Genomic DNA, 26384 nt, shown 5'->3' on the forward strand with positions numbered 1-26384 from the left:
CGTGTCTGCCGGGTGGGCGGGTCACGTCTGCTCCTGTGCTGGTGGCGGGCGCGCCGAGGGCGGACAGCTCATGGGTCGGGTCCGGGCTCCGTGGCGGCCGGGTGGTCGGTGAACTGGTCCGCGACGGGGTCGTGGTCGTGTTCTCGCTCGGTGCCCGAATGGGGGTCGGTGACGGCGGCGGCGACCGCGGCGGCGATGTCGGCGGCGGGGTCGGCGGGCGGCGTGCCGGTCAGACGGGTGCGGGCTCGTTCGAGCCAGTTCGTGGGAGCGGGAAACGTGGCGTCGGTGGTGTCGCGTGCGGGGGTTTTGGTGAGTCGTCGGCGCGCGGTGTCGCCGAAGGCGGCGCTGGTGTAGGCGTGCCACAGGGTGTCCAGGTCATCGAGGGACAGGTCGCGGTAGACCCTCGAGCGCTCGTCGAATCCGACGGTGGCGGTGGCGGTGATGCGTTCGCGCGCGGTGGTGCTCATCCCGAGCGCGGTGGCGGTGACGACGGCGCGCTGCCAGACCGTGTGCATGTTGCGTCGGAATTGGTGCTCGGCCATCGAGTTCGGGTCGATGCTGATCTGGTGGTGGGCCAGTAGGTGCTCGCGGGCCACCGAGACCGCGGCCATGTCAGCGAGCAGGCGGGTGTCGGAGGCGACGCGGTGACGGCCCCCGCGCGGTCGTGTCGCCGACGGGACCGGGGGCAGGATCTGTGCGGATGTCCAGGGCTGTTGGGAGAACCCGAGTCGCCGTGCGACATCGACCCAGACGGGCGGGACACCGTTGCCCCGGAGCGTGATTTCGAGCAGATCGCGCTCGCGGTCGATCCGATCGATCTGTTGTCGCCGCTCGAGGCGATCGGCGATCGACAACCCGGCGGTGTCGAGCAGATGCCGGTGCCGGGTGGCCTCGGCAGCCAGCTCGTGCACGCGCCGCAGTCCCTCGGCGTGCTCGACCGGGATGTCGCGCACCCGAACCGGCGTCCAGACCACGCTCACCACGGACGCACCTGCGCGCTCTGGAAGACCGGTACGGTGCCGGCGTTCGCGCCGCTGAACGGTTCATCGGGGACCGGTGCGTTGCTGAACAGCACCTCGAGACTCGAGGATTGCTGGTCGATGTCGGGGATCGCCGCGTCCAGCGCCGCACCGAACTCGGGGTCGCGGGCGGCAAGAAACAGAGCGTGGACCGGCGCGAGCGCACTGGCGATCGCGGTCCGCAGTGCCTGGGCCGCGGGCAGTGCGGGGCTGGCCTCGATATCGACACCGGCGGTGGCCAGCGTGGCGGCTTGTCCGGCCCAGCCGCTGGTGTCGGTGTCGGCGGCGGTATGCCAGCGGTGCCGGATCTGCTCGGCCGCCACCCCGTCCAGGCCGGCGGCGCCCGCGGCAGCCAAGTCGTCGAGCTCGCCCCACAGCCCTGTTGCTTGGTCGGCGGTCAACCCGAGCAGGTTGGCGACACCGGTGGTGCGCATGGACAGGGCGGTCACGTTGGTGCGCAGGCTCGCCGAGGTGGTGTCCGGGCCGTGGTGCAGTTGCTGGTGGGCGGCATCGAGGGCTTCCCATTCCCGGATCCGGGCCACGTCCTCGCTGAGATCGCGCAGCACACGGTCCCAGTCGGTCGGGCCGGGGGCGGTCAGATAGAGGTCCGCGCGCCAGCCGATCCCGCGCTCGCCGCGTGCGCGGGCCTGGTCGAGCCATGCGGCCGGTACCGCGCCCGCGGTGGCGGCGGCGATCAGGTTCTCGCGCGCGATCGCGTGGTGCTGGTAGGCGCCGAACCACTGCGGCGGCGGTGCGCCGTCGAATCCGGCCGCCTCGGTGAGCAGGGCGGCGAGGGCGCGGCTGGAGTTCTGAATGGCTTTGAGCACGCGGGTCTGGGCTCGGGTGGGTGTGATCACGGCTGCTCCTGGGCGTCCTCGCCGGGGGCGAGGTGCCGGAAATCGGGGCCGAATCCCAGCTGTTCGATCACCGGCCGCGTGCCGGGCGCACCGAACCAGTTGCGGGGGACGCGGCTGGCGGTCAGTCCGGGCAGCTCGACGTGCTCGCCCGGTGTACAGCGATGTAGCGGCCCGTTGGCGGCGTCGAGGACCAGGCGCATGGTCGGATCGATCTGGCGGGTGAACAGCGACGACATCGCCGTCTTGTTCTCCGCGGTGACTGCGGCCTCGAACGCCGCGTGCAACAGCGCGAAGCGGACCGCGACGCCGTGGTGTTCCCACCAGCGAGTGCACCAGGTGTAGGTGCCCTCGCGGTGCTGGCCGGCGATGCGCACCGAGGTCACCGGCAGCAGCCATTCCTGCACCCACAGCCGGTAGTCGTCGAATCGCGGCGGCGGCTTCTTCTTCGCACCGCCGTCCGTGCCGGTGCCCTCCGCCGAGCCGGTGCTCGGGGCTTGTTCGGGGTCGGTGTCGGGACGCGGAACGATGTGTGGGATGCGTTCGGCAGGAACGGGTTCGAACGGCAGGGACGGTGTGGTGAGGTGTTCGGTCGGGGTGCAGCGGTGCAGGGGGCCTTTCGCCGCGTCGAGGATGACCCGCAAATGCAAGTCGACGTGGCCGGTGACGAACGCGCTGGCGGCGGGGCCTCGGGAGGCTTCGAACGCGGTGTGCAGGTGGGCGATGCGGACCGCGACCGCGCGGTGGGCCCACCAGTGCTCGCACCAGGTGTAGGTGTTCTCGCGGTTGCCGCCGGAGAGCCGGACGCTGATCAAGGGCAGCAGCCATTTCTCGGCGAAGGCGACGAAATGCGGATACGACGGTTTACGTGCGCGCGCCGGTTTGGCAGCGGGCGCGGCAGCAGCATTCGGAGTGCTGATCACAGGTCCCCCGCCCCGTCCGAGCCGCTAGCGGCGTCGTCACCGTCGTCGGGTGCGACCACGACGACGGACCGGCTGTCGGCGGCGAATTCCTTGAGGGATCGCCGGATCAGCGGCGCGTATTCGGTGTCCTGCCACCACACCTTCTCCACGAGCACCGGTCCGTGGCCCGGCAACCGCACCAGGGCGCGGTCTTTGGGTAGTGCGGCGAGCGCGGAGACCTCGAGGATGGGTTCGGCCCGCCATGACAGGGTGCGGTTCGTGCCGCCCTGGCCTCGGCTGCGCGAGCGATCGGCGACGTCGTGTTGTCCGGCCATCTGGGACCAGTGCTGGAGGTAGTCGACCGCGGCGATACCGCCGCCGTAGACCTCGATGCTCTGGGCGCGCATGGTTTTGAGTCCGCTTGCGCCCCAGAGGTCTTCGCCCTGTTCCAGGACTTGCAGAATGGTCATCAGGATGATCCCGCAGCCCCCGGCGTAGGTGTAATAGGAGGGCAGTTCGCTGATGCGGGCGCAGTTGGCGGCCTCGTCGAGCACCCCGAGCAGCGGCACCGCCAACCTGCCGTCGGGCCGGGCGCGCGCCGCGCTGAGCGCGGCTTCGATGATCTGGCCGACCAGCGCCGAGGTCAGCGGTGTCGCCCCGTCGGGTCCGGCCATCGACAGCGCGTACACGGTGTCGGTGGATTCGACGAACTCGACCGGCTTGAACTCCGGCAACTCGTGGGTTCCGGTCTGGATTTCCTTGTCGATCACGACCCCGGCCTTGGTTTCGCGCACCCGCAGGTGCGTACGCGCGGGCGGGGTCACCATCTGGGCGTAGTCGCCGTCGGCGAGGACGTTCAAGAATCTCCTGGCCATGTCGTAGAGCCCGTCGCGCTGGCGGGCATACAGGGCCTGGGACTCGCGGATCCGCTCGCCGGGGCGGCGCTGGCCGTGAAAGTCCAGAATCAGCGCCGGGGTCGGGTCCTGATCGCGGCCCAGCCATTCGGCCACGTGCAGCAGATCCCCGCCCGCACGCGCGGCGGCCAGGATGTAGAGCGCCAACAATTCTTGGGCGCCCCCGTCGAAATAGCTGTCCACCTTGGCGTTCACGGCCTGGGCCGTGGTGCCCGAGGAGGCGGAGACGAAGAAAGAGGCCAGCTTGCGGGCCGCTGGTAGGCCGGTGACCTGGGTCAGCAGGTTCACCCAGAATCCGCAGGTCGGGGTGCCGGTGACCCCTTGCAGATCCGAGACCCAGATAGCGCCCGCCTCGCGGCGTCCGGCAAGAGTGTGGCGGTAGAGGTCGGGTTTGTTGCTGGTGGCCAGGCACGGCCCCCACGCGGCCAGGACCGCGGGGATGGCCCAGGCCATGGTCTTGCCGGTGCGGGTGCCGGCCGCGATCGTGACTCCCAGCTCGGTGGGCACGAACAACTCGACCCCGCCGACCACGGTGCGGCCCAGCGGCGGGCCTGCGAGTTGCTGTACGTCCTCGGGCGCGTCGGCGAGCAACCGCTGGTTGGCCGCGATATTGTCGCGGGCGCGGGCGATGCGAATCTGGTTCGGGCGCTGCATGGTTCGCGCGGCGCTGTCGATCTCGTGCGGTGTGCGCAACAGCCGCCATCCGGCGAAGAACACACCCGCTTCGAGGCCGTAGAGCGCGACGGCCACCACCGTGGCCTGCCACGGCCAACTCGCCGTGCCGAGGACCACGGCCAGCAGCGCGACGGCCGGGTTGACGGTGACCGGGAGCCCGGCCCACCACCGGCCCACCGACAACGCCGCCCACGCCGTAGCCGCGAGCGCGACCACCGCGAGGAACAGCAGCAGCATCGTGGTTTCCTCGCCGATCCCGCTCTTGGTCCGTCGACGGGTCTCCCGTGTCGCGATCATGCGCACACTCCTCGATAGATTTCCGTTATCTGTTGATGGACAGTGGTTTTCACAGCGCAGCTCCGATGTCTCGGGACGGCTCGGGCTCGGGCTCGAGGTCGAGGTCGAGGTCGAGGTCGAAGTCGAGGCCGGTGTCGGGCTCGGCATCCGGCATGTCGATGCCGTCGGCACCGATGGCGGCGGCGACCGCCGCGTCGATGTGGGCGGCGGCCGGGTCTGCTTCGGTGGTGGTGTGGGCGTAGGTGCCGTCGCGTCCGGCCAGGTAGGCGCGATCGATCTGTTCCTGATCGGCCCCGGCCAGCGTCGCGTCGCTGCGTGCGTCGCGGGCCTGGACCAGCAGGTCTTCCAGATGCTCGATGAGGTCCTGGTCGTGGCTGGGCACCCCGGCGAAGCGTTCGCTGGTGCGGGTGTGGGCGGCCGAGAGGTCCTGCACTCGCCGCAGTGCCGAAGCCCGCTCGATCGCGCGTTGGTCGGTGCCGGTGTCGAGGTCCCCGACGAGTTCTTCGGCGTCGAGCAGTTCGTCGGTGGTGGCGATGAGCGCGTCGATCTCGGCCATCGACACCTCGGGGCCGCGGCCTCCGAGTGCACGGTCCACCGCACTACCGGGGCGCAGTTCGATGACCTTGGCCCGGTCCTGGGGTCGGGAGCGGGCACTGTCCTGCACCGATCCGGTGATGTCGGGCTCGATGCGGCCGGTCAACACCGCGGCTTGGCGCATACTGCGCAAGGTGAGATCGTCGACGACCTGATCTCCGCTGGCGTGTGCCGCAGCGACACCGCTGTATACGGCGCGGGTGGTTTCCGGCCGGGCCGTCCATGCGCCGGTGGCGGCATCCAATTGCGTCCACAAATCGTGGGCGTCGACGTCGCCGGAACCTGTCCATCGCTGCGACAGCATCTGCGCTTGCGCGGTGAATTCGGCGACTTGATCAGGTGTTTCGCCGAACGGGGCGATCTCGTTCAGGTAGTGGTAGAGGGCGAAATCGGCGCGTAGCCGGGCTTCGCGCTCGTCGGCGGCGTCGTGGTAATAGCCGGGATCGGTAGGTGACCCGGGTTGCGACTGCGCCCAGCTCATCAGCGCCCCCTCGGGAGGCGGTCAGCGGGTCGCGGGTCGCGGTGGTGTGGTGTGTGCGGAATGGACATCGGCAGCCTCGCGAGAAGTGGAGGAATGCGGTGTCCCCGGTGGCGGGTTCGATGTCGCGGCCAGTACCCGTGACCGGCGGCATCGACGAAACGCAGGGTCGATCAGCGGGTCACGGGTCGGTGCCGTAGTCGTGGCGGTATCCGAGATCGTTGTCGGGCTCCGGGCCGGGATCGGCGACACCGTCCCCGCCGGTGCCCGGCGGCAACGCGTCGTCGACGGCGGCGGAGATGGCGCCGAGTGCGGCGGTGGCGTCGGCGGTGTCGGTGAGTGCGGCGTCGATGAATTCGGCGCGCAAGGTCGCGGCGGCGGCGGCGATCATCTGCTGCGGTGTCGGCGGCAGGACGTGCGCGCCGGCGATTGGGGTGCCGGTGGCGGGGTCGACCGGCACATACGGTGGCACCGCCGATTCCGTCGAGAGTTTCGAATACGAATGCCATGCTTGGGCCACGCTGAGTTCGTCTCGGATTTCCAGTCGCACGGCGTGATCACGCCGATACGGTTCGGCGGCGTCGCCCCACAACGCGGCGGCCTCGCCGTCGGTGATCTGCGCGGCGTGTGCCAACGCGACCACCCGCTTATGACGCAATGCCATGTTCTGGGCGAACTGGGTTTCCGACATCGGGTTCGTGCCGTAGCTCCAGCGGCCGGTCGCGATGCGGTCGCCTCGTTCGGCCGCCAACGCGGCCATGCGTTCCAGGTGCCACAGGTCCAGCCCGAGCATGTCCATGAAGAACGACTGGGCGGCGTCGTCGCGCCAGGGCATGGAGTCCTGGCGCGACAGGGCATCCAGGCGCGGCAGGGCGCTGTTCTCCCCGAGTGCGACCGCGTCGGCGATCCATTCCGGGCGCACGCCCGCGCTCAGCGCTGTCTGCTCGACGCGGTGCTGCTCGGCGGTCAGGGCGTCGAGGTGTTCACTCCACGCGGATTCGGCGTCGCCACCGGAGTCGAGGGGTTCGAAGCCTTCCCATCCGGCGTCGAGGATTCGGGTGTGCTCGCCCGTCAACAGCCGGATCTGGGTCAGCAGTTGGGCTTGCCACTGCACGACCGTCTCGCGCGATCCCGGCGCCGGGGGTGGGGTGGTCACGATCGTCGCCCGTTCACAGCTCGACCCCGCCGCCGGGTCCGGTCTGCGACCGGGGGTCCATAGCGACCAGCCACCGACCCCCACCCGCCGACGCCTCGTCACGCGTGAGGAACAGCGTCTGGGTGCTCGCCTGGGCCACGGCCTCGGCGACCGCGGTCACCGCCTCACGTGCGCGCTCGAGCAGCACATGCGGTGTCGGCGGTCGGTCGGTGTCGGCGACGAGCGAGCGTGCGGCGTCGGCGGCCATATTGTCGACACTGCGGTGCACGTCCCAGGCGATCCCCGCCCAGGCGTGGGTGCGCCAGAGTTGTTCGAGTTCGAAGTCGTCGTAGCCCTCGACGCTGAACTCCAGCAGTCGATCCCAGTCGTCGCCGACGCGGCCCCAGAGTTGCTCGCGCTCGACCTCGGTCAATTCGGCGAGCACGGCCACCGAGTCGACGCGGTCCCACAGCAGGTCCATATTGATCAGGTACTGCTGGTGGGCGGCGGCATCGGTCAGGTCGCCGACCTGACGGTGTTCGCGCTCGATGGCGATGATCGCCATGTGTTCCAACGTCCACACGTCCTCGGCGATCGCCGCGATCCGCTGCGCGCGCACCGGGTCCTCGCCGTGGCGGGTGGTCGGTGGGTCGTTGACGCTCTCGCCCCACCGTCGGCACGCAGCGCCGTTGTCGATCGCCGCGCTGATTGCGGTGTGCGGGATTCCGGACGCCCCGGCGCGTGTGATCAGTTCGTGTTGTTCGGCCTCGAGATCGCGCAGGTGCGCGCGCCACCTCTGGATAGCGACGTCGCCGCGACCGGATCCGGGGTCGTATTCGGGATATCCCCGATACAGCAGTCGCGCGTGCTCGGTGCCGCGTTCTTGGATTCGGGCCAGCAGCCCGGCCTTCCACCCTGCCAGTTCCGCGGGGTCATCGGTTCGACTCATCGTCAGTGTCCTTCCTATTTCGTGCTGTGGCACAACGGCTTTCGGTATCTCGGAGGGCGGTGCGGTCATGGTTCGACTCCGTCGCTCGGATCGGGGTAGGAAGAGGCGAGGGGTTGCCGATCCGCCGGGTCGGGGTCGATGTCGGTGTCGGGCACGGCCGGGTCGGGTTCCACGGCGGTGGCGATGGCGGCGGCGGTGCCCGGGAGAGCGGTATCGCGGGGGGCGTGGTCGTCGAGCAGGGCGAGGGCCCCGGTGACTTCGGTGACCATGTCGTCGGGGGAGGTCGGCATCGCGGCGTTGGCGTCGGCGGCGGTGATCCCGGCGGCTTGCAGCACGACCACGGGGATGGTCGCCGCGCTGAAGTCCGCGGTCACGACGGCGTTCCAGTCCTGTGCCAGCGACTTCAGATCGGTCTCGCGCACGCGCTCGGCGACCACGGTGGACCAGTGACGATCGCCGCGGGTCCAGACCTGGTGTCGTTCTTCGGTCGTCAACCCCAGGGCGTGGGACACCGCGCCGAGGCGCTGCCAGGTCATACCGGTCATCCGGCGAAACCGGGCGGTGACCTCGGCGTCGATGCCGCGGTGGGCAAAGACCGCGGCGAGCCCGGCCATGTCCTGGAGGCCACGCACCTCGCGGGTCAGGGCGCCGATCAGCTGGGCGCGCTCGACGTGGCCGGAGCCGAGCATCGCTCGTCCCGCCTGCCAGCGGGTGCCGCGTTGCCCGGACGCGCGGGCGTAGTCGATCCAGGCTTTCGGTACCCCGATCCCGAGAGCGACCTGTTCGAGCTGGTCCAGTGCGCGTTGCCCGATGCCCCACTGCTCATCGAAGTCGGCGGGTTCGCCGGTCTCGGCCGGGCGGGGGCGGCGGCGTTCGTTGTCCACGGCCAGGTTCTGGATGCCCTTGAGCAGGTGTGCTTGCAGCGCGGTCGGGGTGTCCATCACCGACTCCTGGTCCCGGTCACAGGTCCCGCCCCGGGTCCGGGTCCGGGTCGAGCAACTCGGTGGCCGGATCGAGGGCGGGCTCGTCCTGCGGTAGCGGGCCGTCGCCGAGCTCGCCCCCGACCGCGGCGTCCACGGCGTCGGCGACCAGGCCACCCACCCCACGGTCCGGCGCGAGTTCGGAATCGAGGAACACGCCGGCCGCGTGCGACAGGCGGGTCTCGGCGGTCAGCTCCTCGGTCAGCCCCGCCAAACCATCCGCTCCCGGATACTCCGCTTCGGCGGATGCGCCGGGATCGAGGCCGCCGCTGTCGGTCCCGCTGGGTTCGGCGGCGTCGGGATCGATATCGAAGAATTCGACGTCGATCACGGCGTCGCTGTCTGAGGCGGGCAGTGCGGCGGCGAGGATCTCGTCGTCGGTGAAATCGAGGCCGGTGTCCTCGGCGAAACGCCCAGCGAAGGCGTCGGCGTCGGCGTCGTGTTCCTCGGACAGGTCCCGGTTGGCGTCTGCGGCGGCGAACGCCGCGGTCGAGGCTGCGGCCTGTCCGTCGACGCCTTGACCGGTGAGGGTGTCGGTGAAACCGGCGGCGCGCCTGCGGATGTCGATCAGCAGTTTCTTGTACTCGACCTCGAGATCGTGCAGTTCGTCGGCGCGGGTCTCGCGGCGGTCGTATGCCTTGGTCTTCTTGTCGTGGATCTCCTGGTTGTGGGTGTGCTCCTGTTCGCCGGCCTTGGTGCGGCGCGTCAGATCAGTTTCGGCACGTTCCATACGGCGCTCGGTTTCGCGCTGGGCCAGGGTGTGGGCGTCCTTGTTGTGGCTGGTGCGCCCCTTGACCTCATCGACACGGGCTTGGCCGAGCGCCCACTCGGATCTGGCCTTGTCGATCGCGGCGCCCACGCGGACGTTGTGCTCGCGGATCGACCGCCGCTCCTTCTGGTCGGCTTGGTCGAGGCGCTGGTTGTGTTCGGCGCGGGAGCGGCCCTCGGTGCCGCGTCCGCGCATCAGCGCGGCGGTGGTGTGCGCGGTTTGCAGGGCTTGCACGAAGCCTTGGCGCACCTGCTGGCCGCCCTCCTCGACCGGATCTCCGCTCATTGGCTCACCTGCACTCCGGACAGCCGCCATCCGGTCCCGGTGCCGATCCGGGTCGCGGTGGCGTACACCGCGAAGGCGCCGGGGTCGGAGACGGGGGCGTCGATGTCGACGCTCACGACCCGCGCCACCTGAGTGGCGGTGTCGGGTGGGTGGTCATCGGGCCGGACGCGCACGGTGGTCACGACCGGCACCCGGTCGTGTCGCCATTGCTGCCAGAGCGCGGTGGTGACCGAACTCCACACGAGCGCGCTCGCGGCGGCATCGGCCGCGAACCGGTCATCGAGCAACGGCCGCGCAGCATCCAGCGCGTCGGCGGGGTCGGCCTGCACGTCGGGCCGGTAGCCGAAGACGGCCCGCAGTGCCGCTGTGAGTACCTGCTCGGGGTCGCATGGATCGACCTGCTCGAAGGGTGCGGCGAGACCTTCTGTGCCGCAGTCGCTCCCGGTGACAACGGGATCGGCGGGAATTCCAGTGGTGGCGCATCCGGTCGCGGTGAGCGCGACCGAGATGGTCAGTGCGGCTGTCGTGTATCGGCTGTTCATGGACGCTCCGGGGCGGGGTCGGTGAGGGAGAGCAGGTCGCTGCCGCGCCACCCCACGTGCGGCGCGGCGCTCGCGCGCGCGGCGGGATTGCCGACCGGGTCGATGACGAGGTCGAGCAGCAGATTCGCGGCGAGTGCGGCACCGTGGAGCCCGACCAGGTCCAGGCCGTGACCGCGAGCCAGGACCAAGCGCAGGGTCGCCGCGTCGACTCCCCACCGGTCGCAGGTCTGCCCGGCCACCCAGATCGCCTGGTGTGCGGCGGATTCGGCGGCTCTGATCAGGCTGTTCACCGCGGCGTGCGGCGGGTGGCGATCGCGCCAGATGATCTCCCCGCCGGGGGCGACGATGGTGAACAGGCTGCGGGTGGCCGCGCACCACAGCCGCAGTCGAGCGCCGTGGGAGGCGCGCACGGTGAAGATCGGGTCCAGGGCCTTGCGCGCGGCGTTCAGGGCACGCACCGCCTCGTAGTCGATCCCGGCCGAGACCCGCAGTGCGCGAACGAATCTCTCGAAGTCGGGCGGATCGTCCAAGCCGTGCTCGACCGCGAATCGTTCCAGGTCCAGGGCGCGGGTCGTGCGACGAAGCACCGCGAGATTCGCCGTGACCAACTCCTGGATCTCGCGCAAGGTCATCACCGCCTCGGGCGGAGTGCGGCCGGTGGTGTCATCGCTCACGGTTCGACCTCCGTCGAGTCAGGTACGGGTGCGGTGTCCGGTTCCCCGGATGCCTCGGCCGAGGCATCCGGGGCCGGGAGCGCAGGGGTATCGGTGTCGGCTGCGAGCGCGGCGGCGATGGCGACGGTGGTGTCGCTATTGGTGGACGCGGTAGCGCCCGGTGTGGTGAGCACGGCATCGAGTTCGCCGGGAGCGGGTGCGGGAGTTTCGCTGTGGCGATCGGCGGTCATCGCGCGGGCCTGGTGGTGGCTGCGCAGTTGCGCCGGGCTCATCGCGTCGTAGCCGGCGGCGCGGTCGGCGCTCACCCGATCCATGAACCGGGCCATCGTGTCCGGGCGTTCCCGCCAATCGGCGTACGCGTCGAGGAGATAGGCCCAATCGCCGCTTAGGCGGTCATGATCGCGCCACCGCTGCCCGATCACGGCGATACGGTCATCGATCCGCCCAGCCAACCCGCCGTCGATCTCGCTTCCGACGCGGGCGCGCGCTAACACCGTCGAGAGGGCGAAATCGACACGCATCGCGAACTCAGCCGGATCGCGGTCGCCGTCCCCCCGCTCGATGGCGAGGTGCGATGATTCAGTCATGCCGATCCGCCCGCCTCTCGCACACTGCGACGCGTTCTCGTCGGGATCGCTGTGTCGGCGAGGCAGACGATCTGCGCGCGATCGGCGAGCATGCGTGATCGGTCATGACGCACCCGCGCGGTCGCGGATTTCGTAGCGGCGCACGTCCATTCGCTCCCCCGCGAAGCCGCTGAGCAGCGTGGTGGTAACCGTCTGCCCGGATTGGGGCGCGTGTAAGAGCAGGTCGCGTCCCTGCTCGTCGGGACCCAGATAGATCCCGACGTGATGGGAATCGGTGTCGCCGGGACTGGTGAAGAAGATCAGGTCCCCGGGCGCGCGTTGCGCGAACGGAACCACGACCGCGCTGGGATCGTCCTGCTGGGCTTGTGTGTAGTGCGGCAGCCGGATCCGCCCACCGGAGGCGTGGTAGATCGCGTACAGGGTCAGCCCGGAGCAGTCCACGCCACCGCCGGTGGGGCCGTTGATGTCGCCGCCGCCCCACACGTAGGGGGTGCCGATCCAGCGCGACGCGTGCTCGATCACCGTGCGCCCGAACGTACTGGCCTCGGCCGGACTCAACACCGACCCGGCCCCCGAACCACACCCCCTCGGCGCCGCACCCGCCGAGGCGGATGATGTTGTGCGCGGGTCGATGTCGGCGAAGCGCTGATACAACTCGCGCGCGAGTTCGATCTGTCCGGCGTAGGCGTTGGGCGCCGACTGTTCGATGTGCTGGGCCAACTCCGCGGGTGAGAGTTGTTGCGCCGCTGCACCGGACTGTTCGGCGCGGTCGTAGAACCAGTTGATCTGATAGGCCGGGTCCATCAACTTCGCGATGCCGACCGATCCCCACACCCCGGCCCGGAGTTGATGCGGCCCGACCGAGTCGTGGTCGTGGCTCAGGCCGTCGTTGGGATAGCTCAGCGATTCCGGCACCGACGGATTCGCCAGATTCCGGAACCCGGACTCCACCCCTTGGGCGGCGAGTTCGGCGATGATCACCGATTCGGGCATCCGGCGTTGTTTGCCGATCACGACTCCGTCGCGCGCCAGCCGTAACTGGGCTTCGGTCAGCCCGGCGACCGTCTGTCCGGTCGGCCCGCCCGCGGAGGTGCCCAGGGGTGTGGCGCAGGTCGTGCGGGGTTCGGCGGCGATCACGCCGAGTAGCAGGACCAGCAGGGTGATCGGTAGTAGGATCGCTGCGGCGGCGGTGGTTTTCGAGGTCGCGTTCATCATCGTCGTTTTCGCTGGTCATCGCGTGCTCGATTCGGTGTTCATGTCGAAGCGTCGGTTCGTGTTGTGGATCTGGCTGGCTCGTTCGGTCGGGGTGAAGGTCATGCGGAAGGCGACGCCGGGTTCGGCGGCCTCCCCGGTCTTGAGCAGATAGCAGCCGGTGCCGGGCGGGGTTTCGCGCCGTCCGGGGTCGAGGTCGTCGTCGGTGGGCGGGCGCGGCGCGGCCCAGGAGGTGACCAGGAGCTTTTCGGTGTCGGTGATGCCGACCGCGGAGCGGATGCGGTCGATCTCTTCCGGGCCGACGGGGCCGATGATCTTGGCGCGGGCGCGTTCGAAGAAGCCGAGCGCTTTGGCCTGTGCGGCGGCGGAATCGAAGGCGGCGAGGTCTTTGATGGTGTGGCTGCACATGATCAGCCCGGTACCGAGGGTGCGGTTGAGCCGGGTCAGGGCGTCGACGCGGTCGACCATGAATTCCCCGACCCCGAGGACGCGCCAGATCTCGTCCATGACGACTTCGAAGGTGCGCGCGGGTGCGAGTCCGGCGTCGGAGAGGGCGTGCGCGGCGGCAACCGCGCCGAATCCTTCGCTCCAGCACACCATCAGCACCGCGGCCAGCAGTTTGGTGTCGCCTTCGGGGATTCGGGAGACGTCCACGCACACCGCCGGGCTCGCCAGATCCAGCCGTGTGGTGGTGGGGCCGTTGAAGATCGCGCCGAACGGCCCTTCCACCAGCGCGCGCAGGGAACGTCGCAGGGTCTTGGTGGAGGCGCGGTAGCTGGGTTCGTCGTCTTCTTCGGCGAAGCGCCTCATCTGCTCGCCACCGGTGGAGATCACCGCGAGCAGGTCTTCGAGCAGTGGTGGCCGGTCGTGGGTGAATTCGTTTGCGGGACCGTAGAGTTCGCGTAGCCCGGCGGCGATGAGGACTTCTTCGTAGTCGGCGACCCGCGACCCGCGTACGAGTTCGATCAGGCCCGCGACGATGTTGACCTGTCCGGCTTCCACTCGGGCGGTGACCTGGCGGCGCTGGTCGGGGTCGGTGAGCCGTTCGACGATGTCGCCGAGGGCGCCGACGTCGAGGGGGTTGAGGGTGCCGTGGCCGTAGCCGACGTCGACGACTTGGCCGCCCAGACGTTCGACGAGGTCGCGGTAGTCGGGTTTGGTGTCGCCCATGCACAGCACGGTCTCCCCCGCCGCGACCGCCCCGGTCACCATCCGCCGGATCAGACTCGATTTGCCGAATCCGTTGAGCGCCAACACGAAAGCGATCGGCGCGGTGATGAAACCCTTCAGGAACCAGCTCATCGGGTCGAAGTGGACCGGGGCGCCGGTGATGTAATGCGAGCCGACCGGGGTACCGACCGTGGGCGCGCTGGCGCCGACGGAGAAGGGCCACAGTCCGGCGACCTGAACGGTGGTGGCGCGCCATTCCGGGGTGGTGGGGACCACGGTGGCTCGGCCGCCGCCCGGCCCTCGGTAGCCGCGGTCGGTGAGCTGTGTCGGCGATCGGTCGAAGCCATCTCCGGCGTCCGCTGCGGCGACGCGGCGGGCGGCGGTGGCCCGGCGATGATCATCGCTCGATATCGCCAATCTTGCCCACCAACCACGCGGTCCGGGCCGGGCGGCAGCGGCTTCGGTCGACGCGCGCGCGGTCGCGGTGAGCACCCGCACTCCCGCAACGGTTTCGTGGCGCCGCCGATCCTGGTGGCTGTTGCCGGTCATGCGCTGACCCGCTTGGAAATGGAAGAATGCTCAGGCAAAATGAGCCCGATTCCCAGGCTGGCGGCGAAACTCGCGGCTTGCGATCCGTAGCTGCGGCGCACGCTGAGCCGCGACGCGGCGCTCATGGCCTTGACCGATGCCTCGATACCGGGCAGGTCCCCGTCGAGGTGATCGGTCACTGTCACCAGCGCCCCGAACCTGGTCAAACCTGCGCCGCGTGCTTGTTCCTCGCGCGACGCCTGGGTGTTACCGACGCGGATACGCGCCGACGCGGAGGCGATGCCGCGTTCGGTCTGCTCGGCGGCGATGGCGTCGCGGAAATCGGAATCGACCAGGGAGGTGGCTTCGGCGGCCGAGTGCAGCCGGTAGAACAGGGCCACCCGTTTGCGGGGCACGTCCGCGCGCGGGCGCAGCAGTTCTTCCAGGACGGTTTCCATGACCGCGCCGCGCGGGGCGGCGTCCATCTCCCAGGTGATGGAGCGGGCGCCGTCGTGGACGTAGTGATCCCAGCGGTCGACGTGGGCGATCGGCCCGACCGAATCCCAGGACTGGGTCTCGAGCAGGGACGCCCCGGCGGCTTCGACGTCGCGTTGGGAGGCCAGGTCGTAGCGGGTGCGCACCAGGGCGAGGACTTCCCATGCCTGGAGCGGGGTGGCGGGCAGTCCGGCGCGGGCGAGCTGGGACAGCACTCCTTGCAGGCGTTGTCCGATCTCGCGGGCCTGTTCGGCTTCGTCGCGGCGGACACGGCCTTTGCCGATGGCGCGGTAGGTGATCGCGATCCGCGCCTCGATCCGGACACCGACCCCTCCCAGGTCGGCGGCGGCCTCGCGCATCACCGTCTTCGCGAACTCGGGTGCCTGCTCGCGCACGAGTCGGGTGACCTCGCGGGCTTGGCGCAGCCGGGTCTCGACGACGTTGTCCAGGACCGCGGTCACGGCCACGACTTCGCCGCCGCGGCTCTGGGTGGCCAGGAACTGCCCGTACCCTTCGACCCACGAGTCGATCTGGGGTTGGTCGACCAGTTCCTTGCCGCGCGGGACGACCCGCAGCACGACGGTGTAGTGGTCGCTGCGGCGGATGTGCAGCATCGCGAACCGCCGCCCGCCCGCCGTCTCGTACTCCGACAGGCTCGAATCCGCCAGCAGGCCGGGCAGTTTCGCCAGACCCGGAATCCGAGAGAAACGACCCGCTCGGTAGAGGTGTTCACCGCGGGCGCGCGCGGTGGCGAACTGGACGCGCAACGCCAGCAGCTCCCACCCGGTGCGGCCGTTGATCGTGACCGCCAGCGGCGCGAACACCATCGCGGCCCCGACCACCAAGACGGCGGCGACGCTGAGCGAGCGCGAGATCAGGAACCCGGCCATGATCGTGATCACCAAGGCGAGTCCGAGCATCGACACGCCCCAGGTGAGCCCGAAGAAGCCTGCACTGCGGGGGCGTTCCCACCGCCCGTACATCCGCGCGGTCACCGCCGCACCTCCGCCGGAGTCAGCGAATCGGGATTCCAACCCCCGTCGGCGGCGTCGCGGGTCTGCGACTCGACCGCGGCGACTCCCTGCTCGCCTGCGGCCTTGACCTCCTGGGCGGCCATCACCGCCGCCCCGGCAGCACCACCCGCGGCCCCACCGGCAGCGCCCCCGGACTCCGTCCCAGCCCCAGTCCCCGCACCAGAGGAACCGCTCGCGTTCGGTGAAGTCGATCGCGCCGCGGACCCCGAACCGGACCCACTCGAAGACCCGCTCCCGAGATCCGAGGTGGAACCAGCGCCGGGATCGCTGCCCGCACCACCGCCCAGTGGCCGGCCTCCACCACCGCCACCGGGGGGGCCGCCACTAGGTGGTGATCCGCCGCCGGGACCGTCACCGGATCCGGCTCCGCTGGGAGCGTTCTCGCCTTCGCTGACCTTGCGAGCGCTACCGCCACCGCCGGTCGAGCCCATCGCGACACCGGCCGCGCCACCGGCCAACACCGCGGTCGCGCCACCGCCCCCGCCCAGGGTCGCGACCGCCGGGGCGACGAGGCGGACCAAGGCCGGGAGCACGATCACGCTCATCACCAGCAGGATCAATCCGAGCAGCACCTGCTGCGGATCGGTCTGCTGTTCATCCCCGATCACGGTGAACGCGACGGCGTAGACGAGCGCGCCGACGGGTTTGTAGAGCACGAACGCCAGCGACCACGACAACAGGCGTTTGTAGGATTGGGATCCCGGCCCGGTGCCCGAGGCTGCGGCGGCCAGCGGGATGACTGCCACGACCAGGATCAGCAGGGCTTGGCGGATCACCAGCATGACCAGCTGGATCAGGGTGCTGATCAACCCCAGCAGTCCGACCACGAACAGGATGCCTGTGCCGAGCCCGGATTTGGTGTCCTCGTTCAGTTGCGCCATCCGGTCGACCGTGCGTGTCCAGTCCCCGCCGGTGGCGGTGAAGATCACCCAGTTCGAGAACTCGTCGCCCGCGCGGGTGCCGGTGGTGATCAGGACCGCGAACGCCATCGAGGTGAAAGAGGCACGCACCAGCATCAGGAAGCTTTCTTGAGCCTCCCCGGCCAGCCCGCCGCGTTTGGCCAACGCCAGACGTGCCGCGGCGAACATAATCCCGGCGATGAGGAACACCACTTGGAGCCCGCCGGTGAACTCGCGCACTCCGGTCAACGCCGCGCCTGGATACCCACCAGGACCGGTCAACACAGGCGAGGGCAGCTCGGTCCACCAGCCCATCGCCATCCGCACGCCTCTGCCGAACCCGTCCATCAGGAAATCGACCATGTCGTCCCAGGCCGATCCGACCGCGCGGGTCGCGATCCCACCGACCTGGTTGCACACCTGCTGCGGGCCGAGGGGGATGTCGCACAGCGCAGGGGTCGGCAACTGCTCGCGGACGCCGCCGGGCGGGGACGCCAGGACGATGCTGTGGTTCATGAGACGGTCCTCCACGCGCCGAATCCGGTCATCGAGTCGACGTAGGTGCCTGGCCCCCAGAGGGTTTCGATCTCGGTGGGGACCGCGACGCGCCAGTCACCGTCCGCCCAGGCCATCGGCCAGCGCGCGATCCGGTAGCCGAGCCCGTCCCGGATCGCGAATTCGACGACCGCGTAGTCGGGGCTGTATCCCTGCGCGATCCGCACGCCGTCGGGCACCGTCACGTAGCGGGCGGCGTCGGGGGTGCGCGCCCGCGATCGCGCGAACCGGTCGAGCAGGGCCTGTCCACCGCCGCGATAGCGCGTCGCGACGACCTGCCGCCAGGTCCGTTCCGGGGCGGCCAGCGCGCGCCCGAGGGCGTCGGCAGCGGCGAGTCCCGCGCCTTGGGGTGTGCGCGCGAACCCCGAGGCGATGCCGTCGGTGATCGAGGTCGGGCCGTCGCCGATCGAGACCGGCAGCGCCGCACCACCCCATCCGCGTTGCCATGCCATCCCCGCGGGTGGGCGTATCAGGTAGTCCGGCTGGCTCGGGTCGGCGCGCCGGGCGCGATCCTGCGTCAGCGCGATGCCGGCCTCGCTCGCGGGGACCTCGAGTCGGTTGCCGAACAGGTCCGCGGTCGGCCCCACGGTTGCGGTGGCTGTCGGGCGCGGCTCGGTGAGGGTGGTCGCGTCCGGACGCGGTGTCTGCGGCTCGGGCGGGGTGGGTTCGTCGTCGCGGGTGATGGTGACGACGAACACGACGATGACGACCACCACGATGGCGGTGAAGACGATGATCAGTAATCGGGGAATTCGCATGCGGGCGGCTCGCTTTCAGCGCGGGAGGAAGGCGACGAGATCGGGCGGCGGCACGGTGACGGCAGTGACCGGCGGTGGTGTACCCGAGGCGGGGTCGGGCAGTGCCAGGCGCCAGTCCTCGTACAGCCAGAGCACGGCGGCGTGGTTGCGGGTGAGCGAGTTGTCCGGGTGCAGGCTGTAGATCTCGACCTCGGCGGCCTCGGGGCTGTAGCGGGTGAGGACGTAGCCGAGCAGGCGCGGGGCGCCCTCGGCGATGGGGGTGGTGATCGAGATCTGTGCCCGCGCGGTCGCCCACCGGTCGCGGCCGGTGCCGGGGGTGAGCATGCGGGCACCGATCTGGGGCCATTGGGCGTCGGTGGCGATCGAGGCCCGCACCGTCGCCTGTGTCGCCGCGACCGCCGCTCCCGCGGGTGAGTGCTCGTATCCGGTTGCGACCGCGCCGTCGACGCGGTGCGGGCCTTGGTCGGTGACCGGAAGGTCCACACCTTGGAAGGGCTGCCAGCGCAGGCCGGTCGGTGGTGCGGTGGTGTCGACCGTGGCCGGGAGGCGGGTGGGTTCGCTGGGAGTGTCGGTGCCGCAGGCGAACAGCGCGGCGGCGGTCAGCGGGCCGGCGAAGGCCAGCACGGCGGTGACAGCCCAGCGGGGAAGGTGGTCGCGGTGTGCCGGTGTCGGGTTCGTGGGCATGGCGGTCACCACCGGGGGATGACGGCGAGGGCGAGGGAGCTGGCGCTGCCGAGCAGGGCCGCGCCGAGCAGAGCGCCGATCAGTCCTTCGACGCTTTCCTCGCGGTAGGTGCGGATCGCGAGCAGCCCGCCCACCCAGATCGTGCGCGCGATGCACAACAGCAGCACGCACCAGGCGAGATATCCGAGCAGCTGCACCAGCGGTTGCAGTACCTGCGGCGGCAGGATCGTGCGCCCGGACGGCGAAGCCGCCCACAACATCCAATCACGCTGCCCGAGTGGAGAAACGGCGTCGGAGTCCATCAGGAGCCCCCGGTGACGACGGCGTTCATGATCGGTCCGGCGCTGGTGGCCAGGATGCCGCCGAACATCGCCGCGGCGATGATCTTCGGGGACTCGACCGAGCCGCCGTGCCAGCGTTCCCACCCGAATTTCCCGCCCGCGTAGATCAGTGCGGCGATCCCGGCCAAACTGACCAGCCAGGCCAGGTAGTTGACGAGGTTGATGATCAGGCCCGAGCGGGGTGGGGCCGTGGGCGTGATCGTGATCTCCTGGGCCAGCACGGCCGAGGCCACGTCGGTGACCAAGGTGACGAGGGTCATGGCGTCTCCGAATCGGGTTGTGCCGCAGCCGGTAGGTGGGTCGCGGACAGGCGGGTGATGATCTGGGTTCCGACACGGTGCACGTCGGCGGGAACGGTGTGGCGCAGCCCGGCGCGACGCGAGGGTGGTGGGTCGAAAGGCGCGAATTCGGCCAGCTGGGCGAGTTCGATCTCGAGGAGCTGGTCGTGCCAGCCGATGTCGTAGACGGCCGCGGCCAGGTCGGTGACCAGCGCCCGGTAGCGGCGCACGACCGCCGGCACCTTGCCCGGCCGTATCGGGGTCAGAACCAGCCCGATCACCTGCACACCGTCCGGGGCCAGCCCTGCGTGCCATTCCCGCAACCGGTCGGCCGCCGCGGTCAACCCCGGGGTGCACAGGCGCGCGGCCACGACCACGAGCTGGGTGCTCTCCGGTGAGGCGGGCCAGGCCGGACCGGTGTCGGCGGCCGGTGCCCACCACCGCGCCAGGGTCGAAGCGGCGGCACCGCCGTGCGCGCCGAGCACCGCGAACAAAGGCGGGTGCGCACCGGTCGTCGCCAAGGGCTGTTCGCGTACCGGGGCGCGATGCTGTGGGTCGGGTGCGGCGACGGTGTCCGGGTCCAGTCGTGTCGGGCCGGGTCCTCGTGTGGTGGCGGCGAGGCGGTGCGCGGCGGTCATCGCTCACCCTCGCTTCTGGATGTTGGAGATCACGAGATCGCCACTGACCTGGTCGGCGGGGCGGACGTTAATCAGTTGCAGGTAGTCGATGCGTGCGCCGTCGGGATGGCGCTCGACCAGATGCACTTCGGCGGTCGTTTCGGCGACCGGGGTGATCGCCACGCAGTGTGTTGTCCCGGGCGGGATCGAGGCGATTCCAGCGGCCAGGGCCTCGGCGACAAGTCCGGCCTCGGGGGCGACCAGCCCCAGCGCGGCGGCGGCGTCACGGCGCTGGTAGTAGGTGTGTTCGAAGGCCGCGACCACTCCGGGCAGCGAACGGCGATCCCCGGCACTGTCGGTGATCACCGCACCGCTCAAACCGGTGCACGCCGCCGCCGCCGCGGTCGTGGTCGTGGTGGGCGGGGCGGCCAGTGCGGTGGAGGCCGCCGTCGTGGTGTCGGGTTCGCTACTGCCTGAACGGAATACGGCGGCGACGATCGCGACGGCGGCGACCAGCGCCACCCCCACCGCGATGCCGATCCACCGTAGCCTCGCCGGGTGTCCGGCAGTGCGGCGGTCGCTGGGGCGTGGCGGGTCTTCGGCAGGACGGTCGAGCCACCGCCACGCGTGATCATCACCGTCGACGTAGCCATTCTCGTACGGAACTGCTTGCAGGACAGTGTGTCTCGACTTGTCGAGCCATCCGCTTCCGTGTGGGTTGTCGATCTCGTTGTCCGCCATGGTCGGTGTGTCACCTCCTGCGGTAGTAGGTGTGGGGGTGGGCCCTCCGGGCGGAAGTTCCGGGGAGGATCAGCAGACCAGCGGGGTAGCGTCCGCTGAATCCGGCTTCCGCCCGAAGGGGTCTGGGGTGGGTCATCGGCTCGACGGGGCCACCGAGCTCGTCGTCGCCGGCGGGGAACTCGACGGGGAGGGCACCGTGGCCGAGGGTGTTCGCGTTGTCGAAGCCACCGCGGACGGTGTCGTCGGCGTGGTGTTTGCCAGGTCGCGGGCCAGGGCGGTGAACCAGGCCGAGACCGTGCGCAGGGTGGATTCGCCGGTGCCGGTGGCAGGCGCGGTGGTGTAGGAGCCGTGGCGGCCGGTGGTGTCGCTGTACTGGGAGGATCCGGCCAGGGTGTAGAGCTGGTCGGGGGCGGTGACGGTGCTGGTGATCGCGTCGAAGGCGTCGTTGACCCAGCGGCTGGCGGTCTGCGGGGGAACGAGTTGCACGACCGCGGTGGCGAGTTTGGCTCCCAGGACCCCGACCGCCGCGAGGGGGTCGACCATGCCCACGGTCGCCAACTCGGCCACCGTCGCCGGGGTGATCACCGTGCGCGCGACCGATATCGCGGCGCCCAGCCCGATGGTGCCGAGTTTGAACAGCGCCGAGAGTGCGTCGGCCTGGGTCGGTGCGATGGCGGTGGGAGCGGAGGCTTCGGCCAGACGCTCCCCGAGGGGTTTGGCGGGCTGGTAGGACAGTTGGTCCAGGCTGGTGCCCGACAGGTCGTCGTTGACGACGCCGACCGCGGTGGTGAATACCGTGCTCGACAGGGCGGTGGCGATGGTGGAGATCGCCGCGATCGGATCGCGCAGGTCCGAACGCGCCGCGATGTTGGTCACCGTGCTCGCCAGCGGGCTGCCTGGTGTGGTGTCGCAGGTGGCGTCGCCGCCGACGCACAGATCCGCGACCCGCCCGGTCAGTGTTCCGTAGTCGCTGGCCGCGGTGGTCGCGGCAGTGATGCCGCCTCCGGTCAGACTCGGGTTGGGCAGGGTGATCGTGGAGACCTGGGTGCCGGTGGTGCCCGGCGCGGCCGAGGGGGTGTCCGATTGCGGGCGGCCGGGCACCGTGGGTGCGCCGACGGCGCGGGCGGGGTTGGCCAGCAGCGCGACCGCTGCCACCTTCTCCGCGCTGACCGTGCTCTGACCGGCACCGACACGGGTGGCGAAGCGGTCTGCCGCTGCGGCGCCGTGGGCGTATCCGGCGACCGCGAGTTGCGTTGTCGAGCAGCGGTTTTGTACGGTCGCGGCGGCTTGCTCGAGGTGCTCTGCCGCGGCGGTGACCGCGTCGTCGTAGGCCGGTGTGGTGCCGTCGGCGCTCTGGCCGTAGGGGATGTAGGCGCGTTGCACAGCTTTTCCTGCCGCGGTGGTCAGTGGCCCGAAGACTTGTCCGAGAGCGCCGGTGTCGCTGCCGGTGGCGACGTCGCCTTCCTCACCGCCTTGCACGCCGAGCACGTACAGCGCCGGGCAGATGCCATCGATCTGCACGCCGCCGGGTTCGGCTGATGCCGTCACGGTGACGTTGAGGGTCGCGGTGCCGATGATCAGGGCGAGCACCGCGCTACGAAGTAGGTGGTGTGTGCTTGTGCGGTTGCTGTGCATGAGATTTCACCTCGGTGGGGAGTGCCTGCCCGCCCCGGGACGAGGGACCGGGGCGGGCTGACACGATTCAGGTGGCCGATGGACGGGTGGCGGTGGCCGCCGACGGTGTGCGGCGGCGCAGCCGGAAGCTGTTCAGCCGCGTCAGCGCTTCGCGCGCCCCGGCCGCGGCGGTGGCGGCGTGGCCGGTGTCGTATTCGCGCCAGCTCAGATCCACACCAAGAGCGCGGTATTCGGCGAACAGGGCGCGGCTCATCGCAATCGGGACGAGTTCGTCCTCGGTGCCGTGGTAGAGGTGCACTGGCACCTCGGGGGCGCGCAGGGCGGCGGCCTCGGCGGCCAGGACGTAACGCCACAGCGGGTCGTTCCAGGGTTCGCGGCGCTCACACCACGTACCGAGGGGGATGTGGCGGTAGGTGTCGAGCAGTTCGGCGACGGTCAGGGTTTCGGCGTGGGCGAGTCCTCGGCGGCCGTTCTCGGTGAGCAGGTGGGTGACGGGCAGGTGCCGGTAGGCGCGAGCCAGCCCGGCCATGCCCGCGAAGACCAGCCCGGCCCACGGCCCGGCGTCGAGATCGGCGACCAGAGCGCGGGGGTTGGCCACGACCGCGCCGGCGGCGACGCCGCGCAGGTCCAGGTCGGGGGCGTAGCCGGGCTGGGTTTCCGCGGCCATGACCGCGGCCCGTCCGCCGTCGCCGTAACCCCAGATCGCGCACGCCCCCGACGCGCCACCGACTTCGGTCGAGCCGGTGACCGCGCGCGCCAGGTCGAGCACTGTGTGGGCGGCGGCACCCCCGGACAGGAACGGGTACGCGCCCAGACCGGTCATGCCCACGCCCTGCCCATCGGGCACCACTACGATCCAGCCCTGCGCCACCGCCGACGACACATCCGTCACGGCCGCCTCGCCGAGACGCCGCGACGGGGCGAGGTGGTGTCCCAGTCCCCCGAACCCCGGGTAGTACGCCAGCGTCGAACCGCCACCAGCGGCATCGGGCTCGGGTGCGACCACCAGCCCCGATGCCGGGAGTGGGGCGTGGAAGGCGCTGCGGGTGGCGTACACCACCTGCCACGCGCGGGCGGCCCCGGTCCCGGTGGTGACCTCGACCTCGCGGGCGCGCAGCAGGACCCCCGCGGGCGCGGTGAAGTCGTCGGGGACCGCTTGGTAGAACTCGTCGACGGTGCCGGTGCGGGTGGTCATGGGTTACCGTCCTGCGAGGTCATGGGCGAGGGCGACCATCCACGCCACCCCGGAGGCGAGCTGGCCGCTGGTGGCGTAGCCGTTGTGGGCGGCGATGGTGTCGACGTAGCGCAACAGCACCGCCGGATTCACCAGGTCGGCGTTGTCGGCGACCAGCTGCGCCCACGCCGCGGACAGCTGACCGGTCAACTTCGGCAGCAGCACAACAGGATTCGCGATAACGGTGGCCGAGATCTCGTCCCAGCGAGCCGCCGCGGCCCGCACGTCCGGTGGGGGATTGCGCGGGTCGGCGGCCTCGACGAGCCGATCGGCCAGCCCCTGCCGGGGCCGGTAGTCGACATCGCCTCCGTCGACGAAGATGTCGTCGAGCAGCACCGTGTTCCACGCGTCACCGAGCGCGGCTTGCAACAGTCCGCTGAGGGTGCCCAGCGCGGCGAGGGGGTTGCGCAGGTCGGCCTGGGCGGCGATCTCGGCGGCGACCCGCAGGAAGGCGGCGCGGTCCGGTGCCGAGCAGGCCAGATCGCCGTCGGTGCAGATGTCGGCGACGCGGCCGGTCAGATCCCCGTACGAGGCCGCGCCTGCGATCCCGCCGCCACCGGCGACAGGATTGGTGAGCGCGACCTGTAAGACCGCGGCCCCGCTGGTGCCCGGGGCGGGGTCGGGTACCACCTGTCCGGGGCGGCCCGGCAGCACCGGGGCGACGACCGGACGGTCAGGGTTGGCGTAGAGCGCGACACCGGCGATCCGGTCCGCGCCGACCGGGCCCGCGCCCGCGCCGATGTCGGCGGCGAAATCCGAGACCGCTTGAGCGCCTTGGGAATAGCCGATTCCGGCGATGAGGGTGTTGGGGCAGGTTTCGGCGATCTGGGTCGCGGCGGCGTCGAGCTGGTTGCGGGCGTCGGTCACCGACACCGCGTAAGGGTCGGGTCCTCCCCCGGGAACGATGCCGCCGAATCCGGCGCCGTAGGCGATGTAGGAGCGCTGGACCAAGCCGGGGGCGGCGGCCAGCACCGGGGCGACGAGCGCGCCCACCACGCCGGTGTCGGCCAGCGGGTCCGCAGTCGGCGAGGATTGACCCGTGCCCTGGACGCCCAGCACATACAGTGCCGGGCAGCCGGGCCCGATCGGCACCGCCGAAGCCGGTGGGGCGGCAAGCGTCAGGCCGGAGGTGGTGGCGGCGATCGCGACGGCGGCGGCCAGTCGGCGGGTGTGCGAGTTCGTCGGGGTCATTGGCCGACTCCGACTCCGGCACCGAAGCCCGCGCCGACGGTTCCGGCGGCGACCGCGCCGACCACGGCGACCGGGACACCGGCCACGACCGCCCCGGCCACGGCACCGGCCGCCGCACCGAGCGCGGTACCGGCGACACCGGAGGTCACCTCGCCGACGACCGGCACCGGGACGATGATGCCCAGGGTGGCACCGGCGATCCCGCCGATGGTCCCCCCGATCAGTCCCCCGGCGACCGCCCCGGCCACGGCCGCGAGTCCACCGAGCGCGACGGCACCGGCCGCGCCGCCGATCCCGGCGCCGGCCAGGGTCGCACCCGACACCCGATCCGAGCGCCCGGCGGGGATGCCGATCGAGTCCAGCGCGGTCGCCACCTGCGCCTCCACACCTGCGGAGAAGTCGTTGATCGCCTCCGCGCACGGCTCGTCCAGCCAGCCGGGACGGGCGGTCTCCCACTGCCCGATCCGGATCACGTCGGCGGGCACCTCCACCGGCGCGACCGGCTCCACCGGTTCGGGCAGATGCAGGTCCTCGATCCGTATCGGTGCCACCGGCTCGTCCACCGACGGCGCCGGACGTGTCGGGGCGTTACGCACGTCGGGCGGCTGCGCGTAATACACCGGCGGCGCGGGTGCGGGTGGCGGCGGTGCCGGTTCGGGGGCGGGCTCCGGTGCGGGTGGCGGTGGCGGCGCGGTGGTTCCGGGCTGGACGGGGCTGGTGACCCCGGGCTGGTCGGCGATCGCGGTCAGCGGCTCGGCAGCTTGTGCGGTTCCCGCTGTCGCGATCAGGACCGCGATCGGGACCACCGCACCGAGGGTGAGGCGGGCGGTGCGTGAGGTTCGCGGGGCAGGCCGTGCTCGACGGGCGGCGCGATTACCCGGCGTGGGCGTGGAGTGCTCGATCGAGCTGCGGTGCAGCGGGGAAATCCCGGATGAGAGCATGACGAAATAAGCCTTCCCAGTGAAGGTGAGCGATGCGAGGGTTTCAGATGCCGCGCAAGTCGCGGCCGAGGAATTCGGGCGGTCTGCTCCCACAGCGGGGGATCCGCTGTGGGAGACCGCTTCTCAGGTCATCTCGGTCAGATGATTCAGATGAAGGGCAGGATCAGGCTCAGCGCCTGTGCCGCGACGTTCAGGCCGCTCGACAGCACCGACAGTCCGGCGTTGATGTAGCCCAGAATTACGAAGGGATCCACGATCGCGTTCCTCTCAACGTTTTTCGGATTCTCGGCGGGGCCGGTATCGACCTCGCCCTTCCAACAAAACGCCCGGAACTGCTGGAAATCCAGGCTTTCCAGGTATGCAGTTTGCGGTACCGCAAACTGCATACCTTTGCTATTCGCTCTCTGAGCAGACCGT

General features: G+C 70.6%; 27 protein-coding genes. All 27 read right to left on the reverse strand.

Features of this window, described 5'->3' with window-relative positions; genetic code table 11:
- Positions 1–68 precede the first annotated feature (68 nt).
- The 27 genes from ABZS43_RS25700 to ABZS43_RS25830 all read right to left on the reverse strand — a co-directional run bounded on the left by ABZS43_RS25700 (position 69) and on the right by ABZS43_RS25830 (position 26353).
- On the reverse strand, positions 69–980 hold the full coding sequence (locus tag ABZS43_RS25700) for a hypothetical protein (RefSeq protein WP_355038516.1): 912 nt from the start codon (positions 978–980) through the stop codon (positions 69–71).
- Positions 977–1876 (reverse strand): hypothetical protein, encoded by a 900-nt coding sequence (locus tag ABZS43_RS25705; protein WP_355038517.1) that lies wholly within the window; start codon positions 1874–1876, stop codon positions 977–979. Before ABZS43_RS25705 ends, ABZS43_RS25700 begins: the two co-directional genes overlap by 4 nt.
- Positions 1873–2796, reverse strand: coding sequence for a DUF4913 domain-containing protein (locus ABZS43_RS25710; protein ID WP_355038518.1), 924 nt, complete (start codon positions 2794–2796; stop codon positions 1873–1875). The genes ABZS43_RS25705 and ABZS43_RS25710 overlap by 4 nt, the downstream gene beginning before the upstream one ends.
- Positions 2793–4661: a TraM recognition domain-containing protein gene (locus ABZS43_RS25715; RefSeq protein WP_355038519.1), complete on the reverse strand. Its 1869-nt coding sequence runs from the start codon at positions 4659–4661 to the stop codon at positions 2793–2795. The genes ABZS43_RS25710 and ABZS43_RS25715 overlap by 4 nt, the downstream gene beginning before the upstream one ends.
- A gap of 49 nt (positions 4662–4710) precedes the next feature.
- On the reverse strand, positions 4711–5736 hold the full coding sequence (locus ABZS43_RS25720; RefSeq protein ID WP_355038520.1) for a hypothetical protein: 1026 nt from the start codon (positions 5734–5736) through the stop codon (positions 4711–4713).
- A 178-nt stretch (positions 5737–5914) separates the two neighbouring features.
- Entirely contained in the window at positions 5915–6889 is a 975-nt protein-coding gene (locus tag ABZS43_RS25725) for a hypothetical protein (RefSeq protein WP_355038521.1), read from the reverse strand.
- A gap of 13 nt (positions 6890–6902) precedes the next feature.
- A complete protein-coding gene (locus tag ABZS43_RS25730; protein ID WP_355038522.1) occupies positions 6903–7817 on the reverse strand; it encodes a hypothetical protein in 915 nt (304 codons plus the stop codon).
- Positions 7818–7882: 65 nt separating this feature from the next.
- A complete protein-coding gene (locus ABZS43_RS25735; RefSeq protein WP_355038523.1) occupies positions 7883–8758 on the reverse strand; it encodes a hypothetical protein in 876 nt (291 codons plus the stop codon).
- 19 nt (positions 8759–8777) lie between these two features.
- A complete protein-coding gene (locus ABZS43_RS25740; RefSeq protein ID WP_355038524.1) occupies positions 8778–9851 on the reverse strand; it encodes a hypothetical protein in 1074 nt (357 codons plus the stop codon).
- The gene (locus tag ABZS43_RS25745; protein WP_355038525.1) at positions 9848–10393 is read right to left on the reverse strand and encodes a hypothetical protein; all 546 of its coding nucleotides are present in this window, start codon (positions 10391–10393) and stop codon (positions 9848–9850) included. Before ABZS43_RS25745 ends, ABZS43_RS25740 begins: the two co-directional genes overlap by 4 nt.
- The gene (locus ABZS43_RS25750) at positions 10390–11067 is read right to left on the reverse strand and encodes a hypothetical protein (protein ID WP_355038526.1); all 678 of its coding nucleotides are present in this window, start codon (positions 11065–11067) and stop codon (positions 10390–10392) included. The genes ABZS43_RS25745 and ABZS43_RS25750 overlap by 4 nt, the downstream gene beginning before the upstream one ends.
- Positions 11064–11654, reverse strand: a complete 591-nt coding sequence (locus tag ABZS43_RS25755; RefSeq protein WP_355038527.1) for a hypothetical protein — start codon at positions 11652–11654, stop codon at positions 11064–11066. Before ABZS43_RS25755 ends, ABZS43_RS25750 begins: the two co-directional genes overlap by 4 nt.
- A 102-nt stretch (positions 11655–11756) precedes the next feature.
- Complete coding sequence (locus tag ABZS43_RS25760) at positions 11757–12869, reverse strand: C40 family peptidase (RefSeq protein ID WP_355038528.1); 1113 nt, start codon at positions 12867–12869, stop codon at positions 11757–11759.
- 15 nt (positions 12870–12884) lie between these two features.
- On the reverse strand, positions 12885–14585 hold the full coding sequence (locus tag ABZS43_RS25765; protein ID WP_355038529.1) for a hypothetical protein: 1701 nt from the start codon (positions 14583–14585) through the stop codon (positions 12885–12887).
- Entirely contained in the window at positions 14582–16054 is a 1473-nt protein-coding gene (locus ABZS43_RS25770) for an SCO6880 family protein (RefSeq protein ID WP_355038530.1), read from the reverse strand. The genes ABZS43_RS25765 and ABZS43_RS25770 overlap by 4 nt, the downstream gene beginning before the upstream one ends.
- On the reverse strand, positions 16051–17508 hold the full coding sequence (locus ABZS43_RS25775; RefSeq protein WP_355038531.1) for a hypothetical protein: 1458 nt from the start codon (positions 17506–17508) through the stop codon (positions 16051–16053). Before ABZS43_RS25775 ends, ABZS43_RS25770 begins: the two co-directional genes overlap by 4 nt.
- The gene (locus ABZS43_RS25780; RefSeq protein ID WP_355038532.1) at positions 17505–18305 is read right to left on the reverse strand and encodes a hypothetical protein; all 801 of its coding nucleotides are present in this window, start codon (positions 18303–18305) and stop codon (positions 17505–17507) included. The genes ABZS43_RS25775 and ABZS43_RS25780 overlap by 4 nt, the downstream gene beginning before the upstream one ends.
- Before the next feature lie 15 nt (positions 18306–18320).
- Positions 18321–18989 carry a hypothetical protein gene (locus ABZS43_RS25785; protein ID WP_355038533.1) on the reverse strand — a complete coding sequence of 223 codons (669 nt, stop codon included), beginning with the start codon at positions 18987–18989 and terminating at the stop codon, positions 18321–18323.
- A gap of 5 nt (positions 18990–18994) precedes the next feature.
- The gene (locus ABZS43_RS25790) at positions 18995–19291 is read right to left on the reverse strand and encodes a hypothetical protein (protein ID WP_355038534.1); all 297 of its coding nucleotides are present in this window, start codon (positions 19289–19291) and stop codon (positions 18995–18997) included.
- A complete protein-coding gene (locus ABZS43_RS25795) occupies positions 19291–19590 on the reverse strand; it encodes a hypothetical protein (protein WP_355038535.1) in 300 nt (99 codons plus the stop codon). The genes ABZS43_RS25790 and ABZS43_RS25795 overlap by 1 nt, the downstream gene beginning before the upstream one ends.
- Complete coding sequence (locus ABZS43_RS25800; protein WP_355038536.1) at positions 19587–20246, reverse strand: hypothetical protein; 660 nt, start codon at positions 20244–20246, stop codon at positions 19587–19589. Before ABZS43_RS25800 ends, ABZS43_RS25795 begins: the two co-directional genes overlap by 4 nt.
- Before the next feature lie 3 nt (positions 20247–20249).
- Positions 20250–20966 (reverse strand): hypothetical protein, encoded by a 717-nt coding sequence (locus tag ABZS43_RS25805; protein WP_355038537.1) that lies wholly within the window; start codon positions 20964–20966, stop codon positions 20250–20252.
- A 132-nt stretch (positions 20967–21098) separates the two neighbouring features.
- On the reverse strand, positions 21099–22601 hold the full coding sequence (locus tag ABZS43_RS25810; protein WP_355038538.1) for a hypothetical protein: 1503 nt from the start codon (positions 22599–22601) through the stop codon (positions 21099–21101).
- A 67-nt stretch (positions 22602–22668) separates the two neighbouring features.
- A complete protein-coding gene (locus ABZS43_RS25815) occupies positions 22669–23796 on the reverse strand; it encodes a lipase family protein (RefSeq protein ID WP_355038539.1) in 1128 nt (375 codons plus the stop codon).
- A 3-nt stretch (positions 23797–23799) separates the two neighbouring features.
- Positions 23800–25026, reverse strand: coding sequence for a cutinase family protein (locus tag ABZS43_RS25820; RefSeq protein WP_355038540.1), 1227 nt, complete (start codon positions 25024–25026; stop codon positions 23800–23802).
- Positions 25023–25967, reverse strand: a complete 945-nt coding sequence (locus ABZS43_RS25825) for a hypothetical protein (RefSeq protein WP_355038541.1) — start codon at positions 25965–25967, stop codon at positions 25023–25025. Before ABZS43_RS25825 ends, ABZS43_RS25820 begins: the two co-directional genes overlap by 4 nt.
- A 146-nt stretch (positions 25968–26113) precedes the next feature.
- A complete protein-coding gene (locus ABZS43_RS25830) occupies positions 26114–26353 on the reverse strand; it encodes a hypothetical protein (RefSeq protein ID WP_355038542.1) in 240 nt (79 codons plus the stop codon).
- Between the last annotated feature and the right edge of the window lie 31 nt (positions 26354–26384).

The sequence above is a fragment of the Nocardia sp. NPDC005366 genome, assembly GCF_040606855.1.
Taxonomy (GTDB): domain Bacteria; phylum Actinomycetota; class Actinomycetes; order Mycobacteriales; family Mycobacteriaceae; genus Nocardia.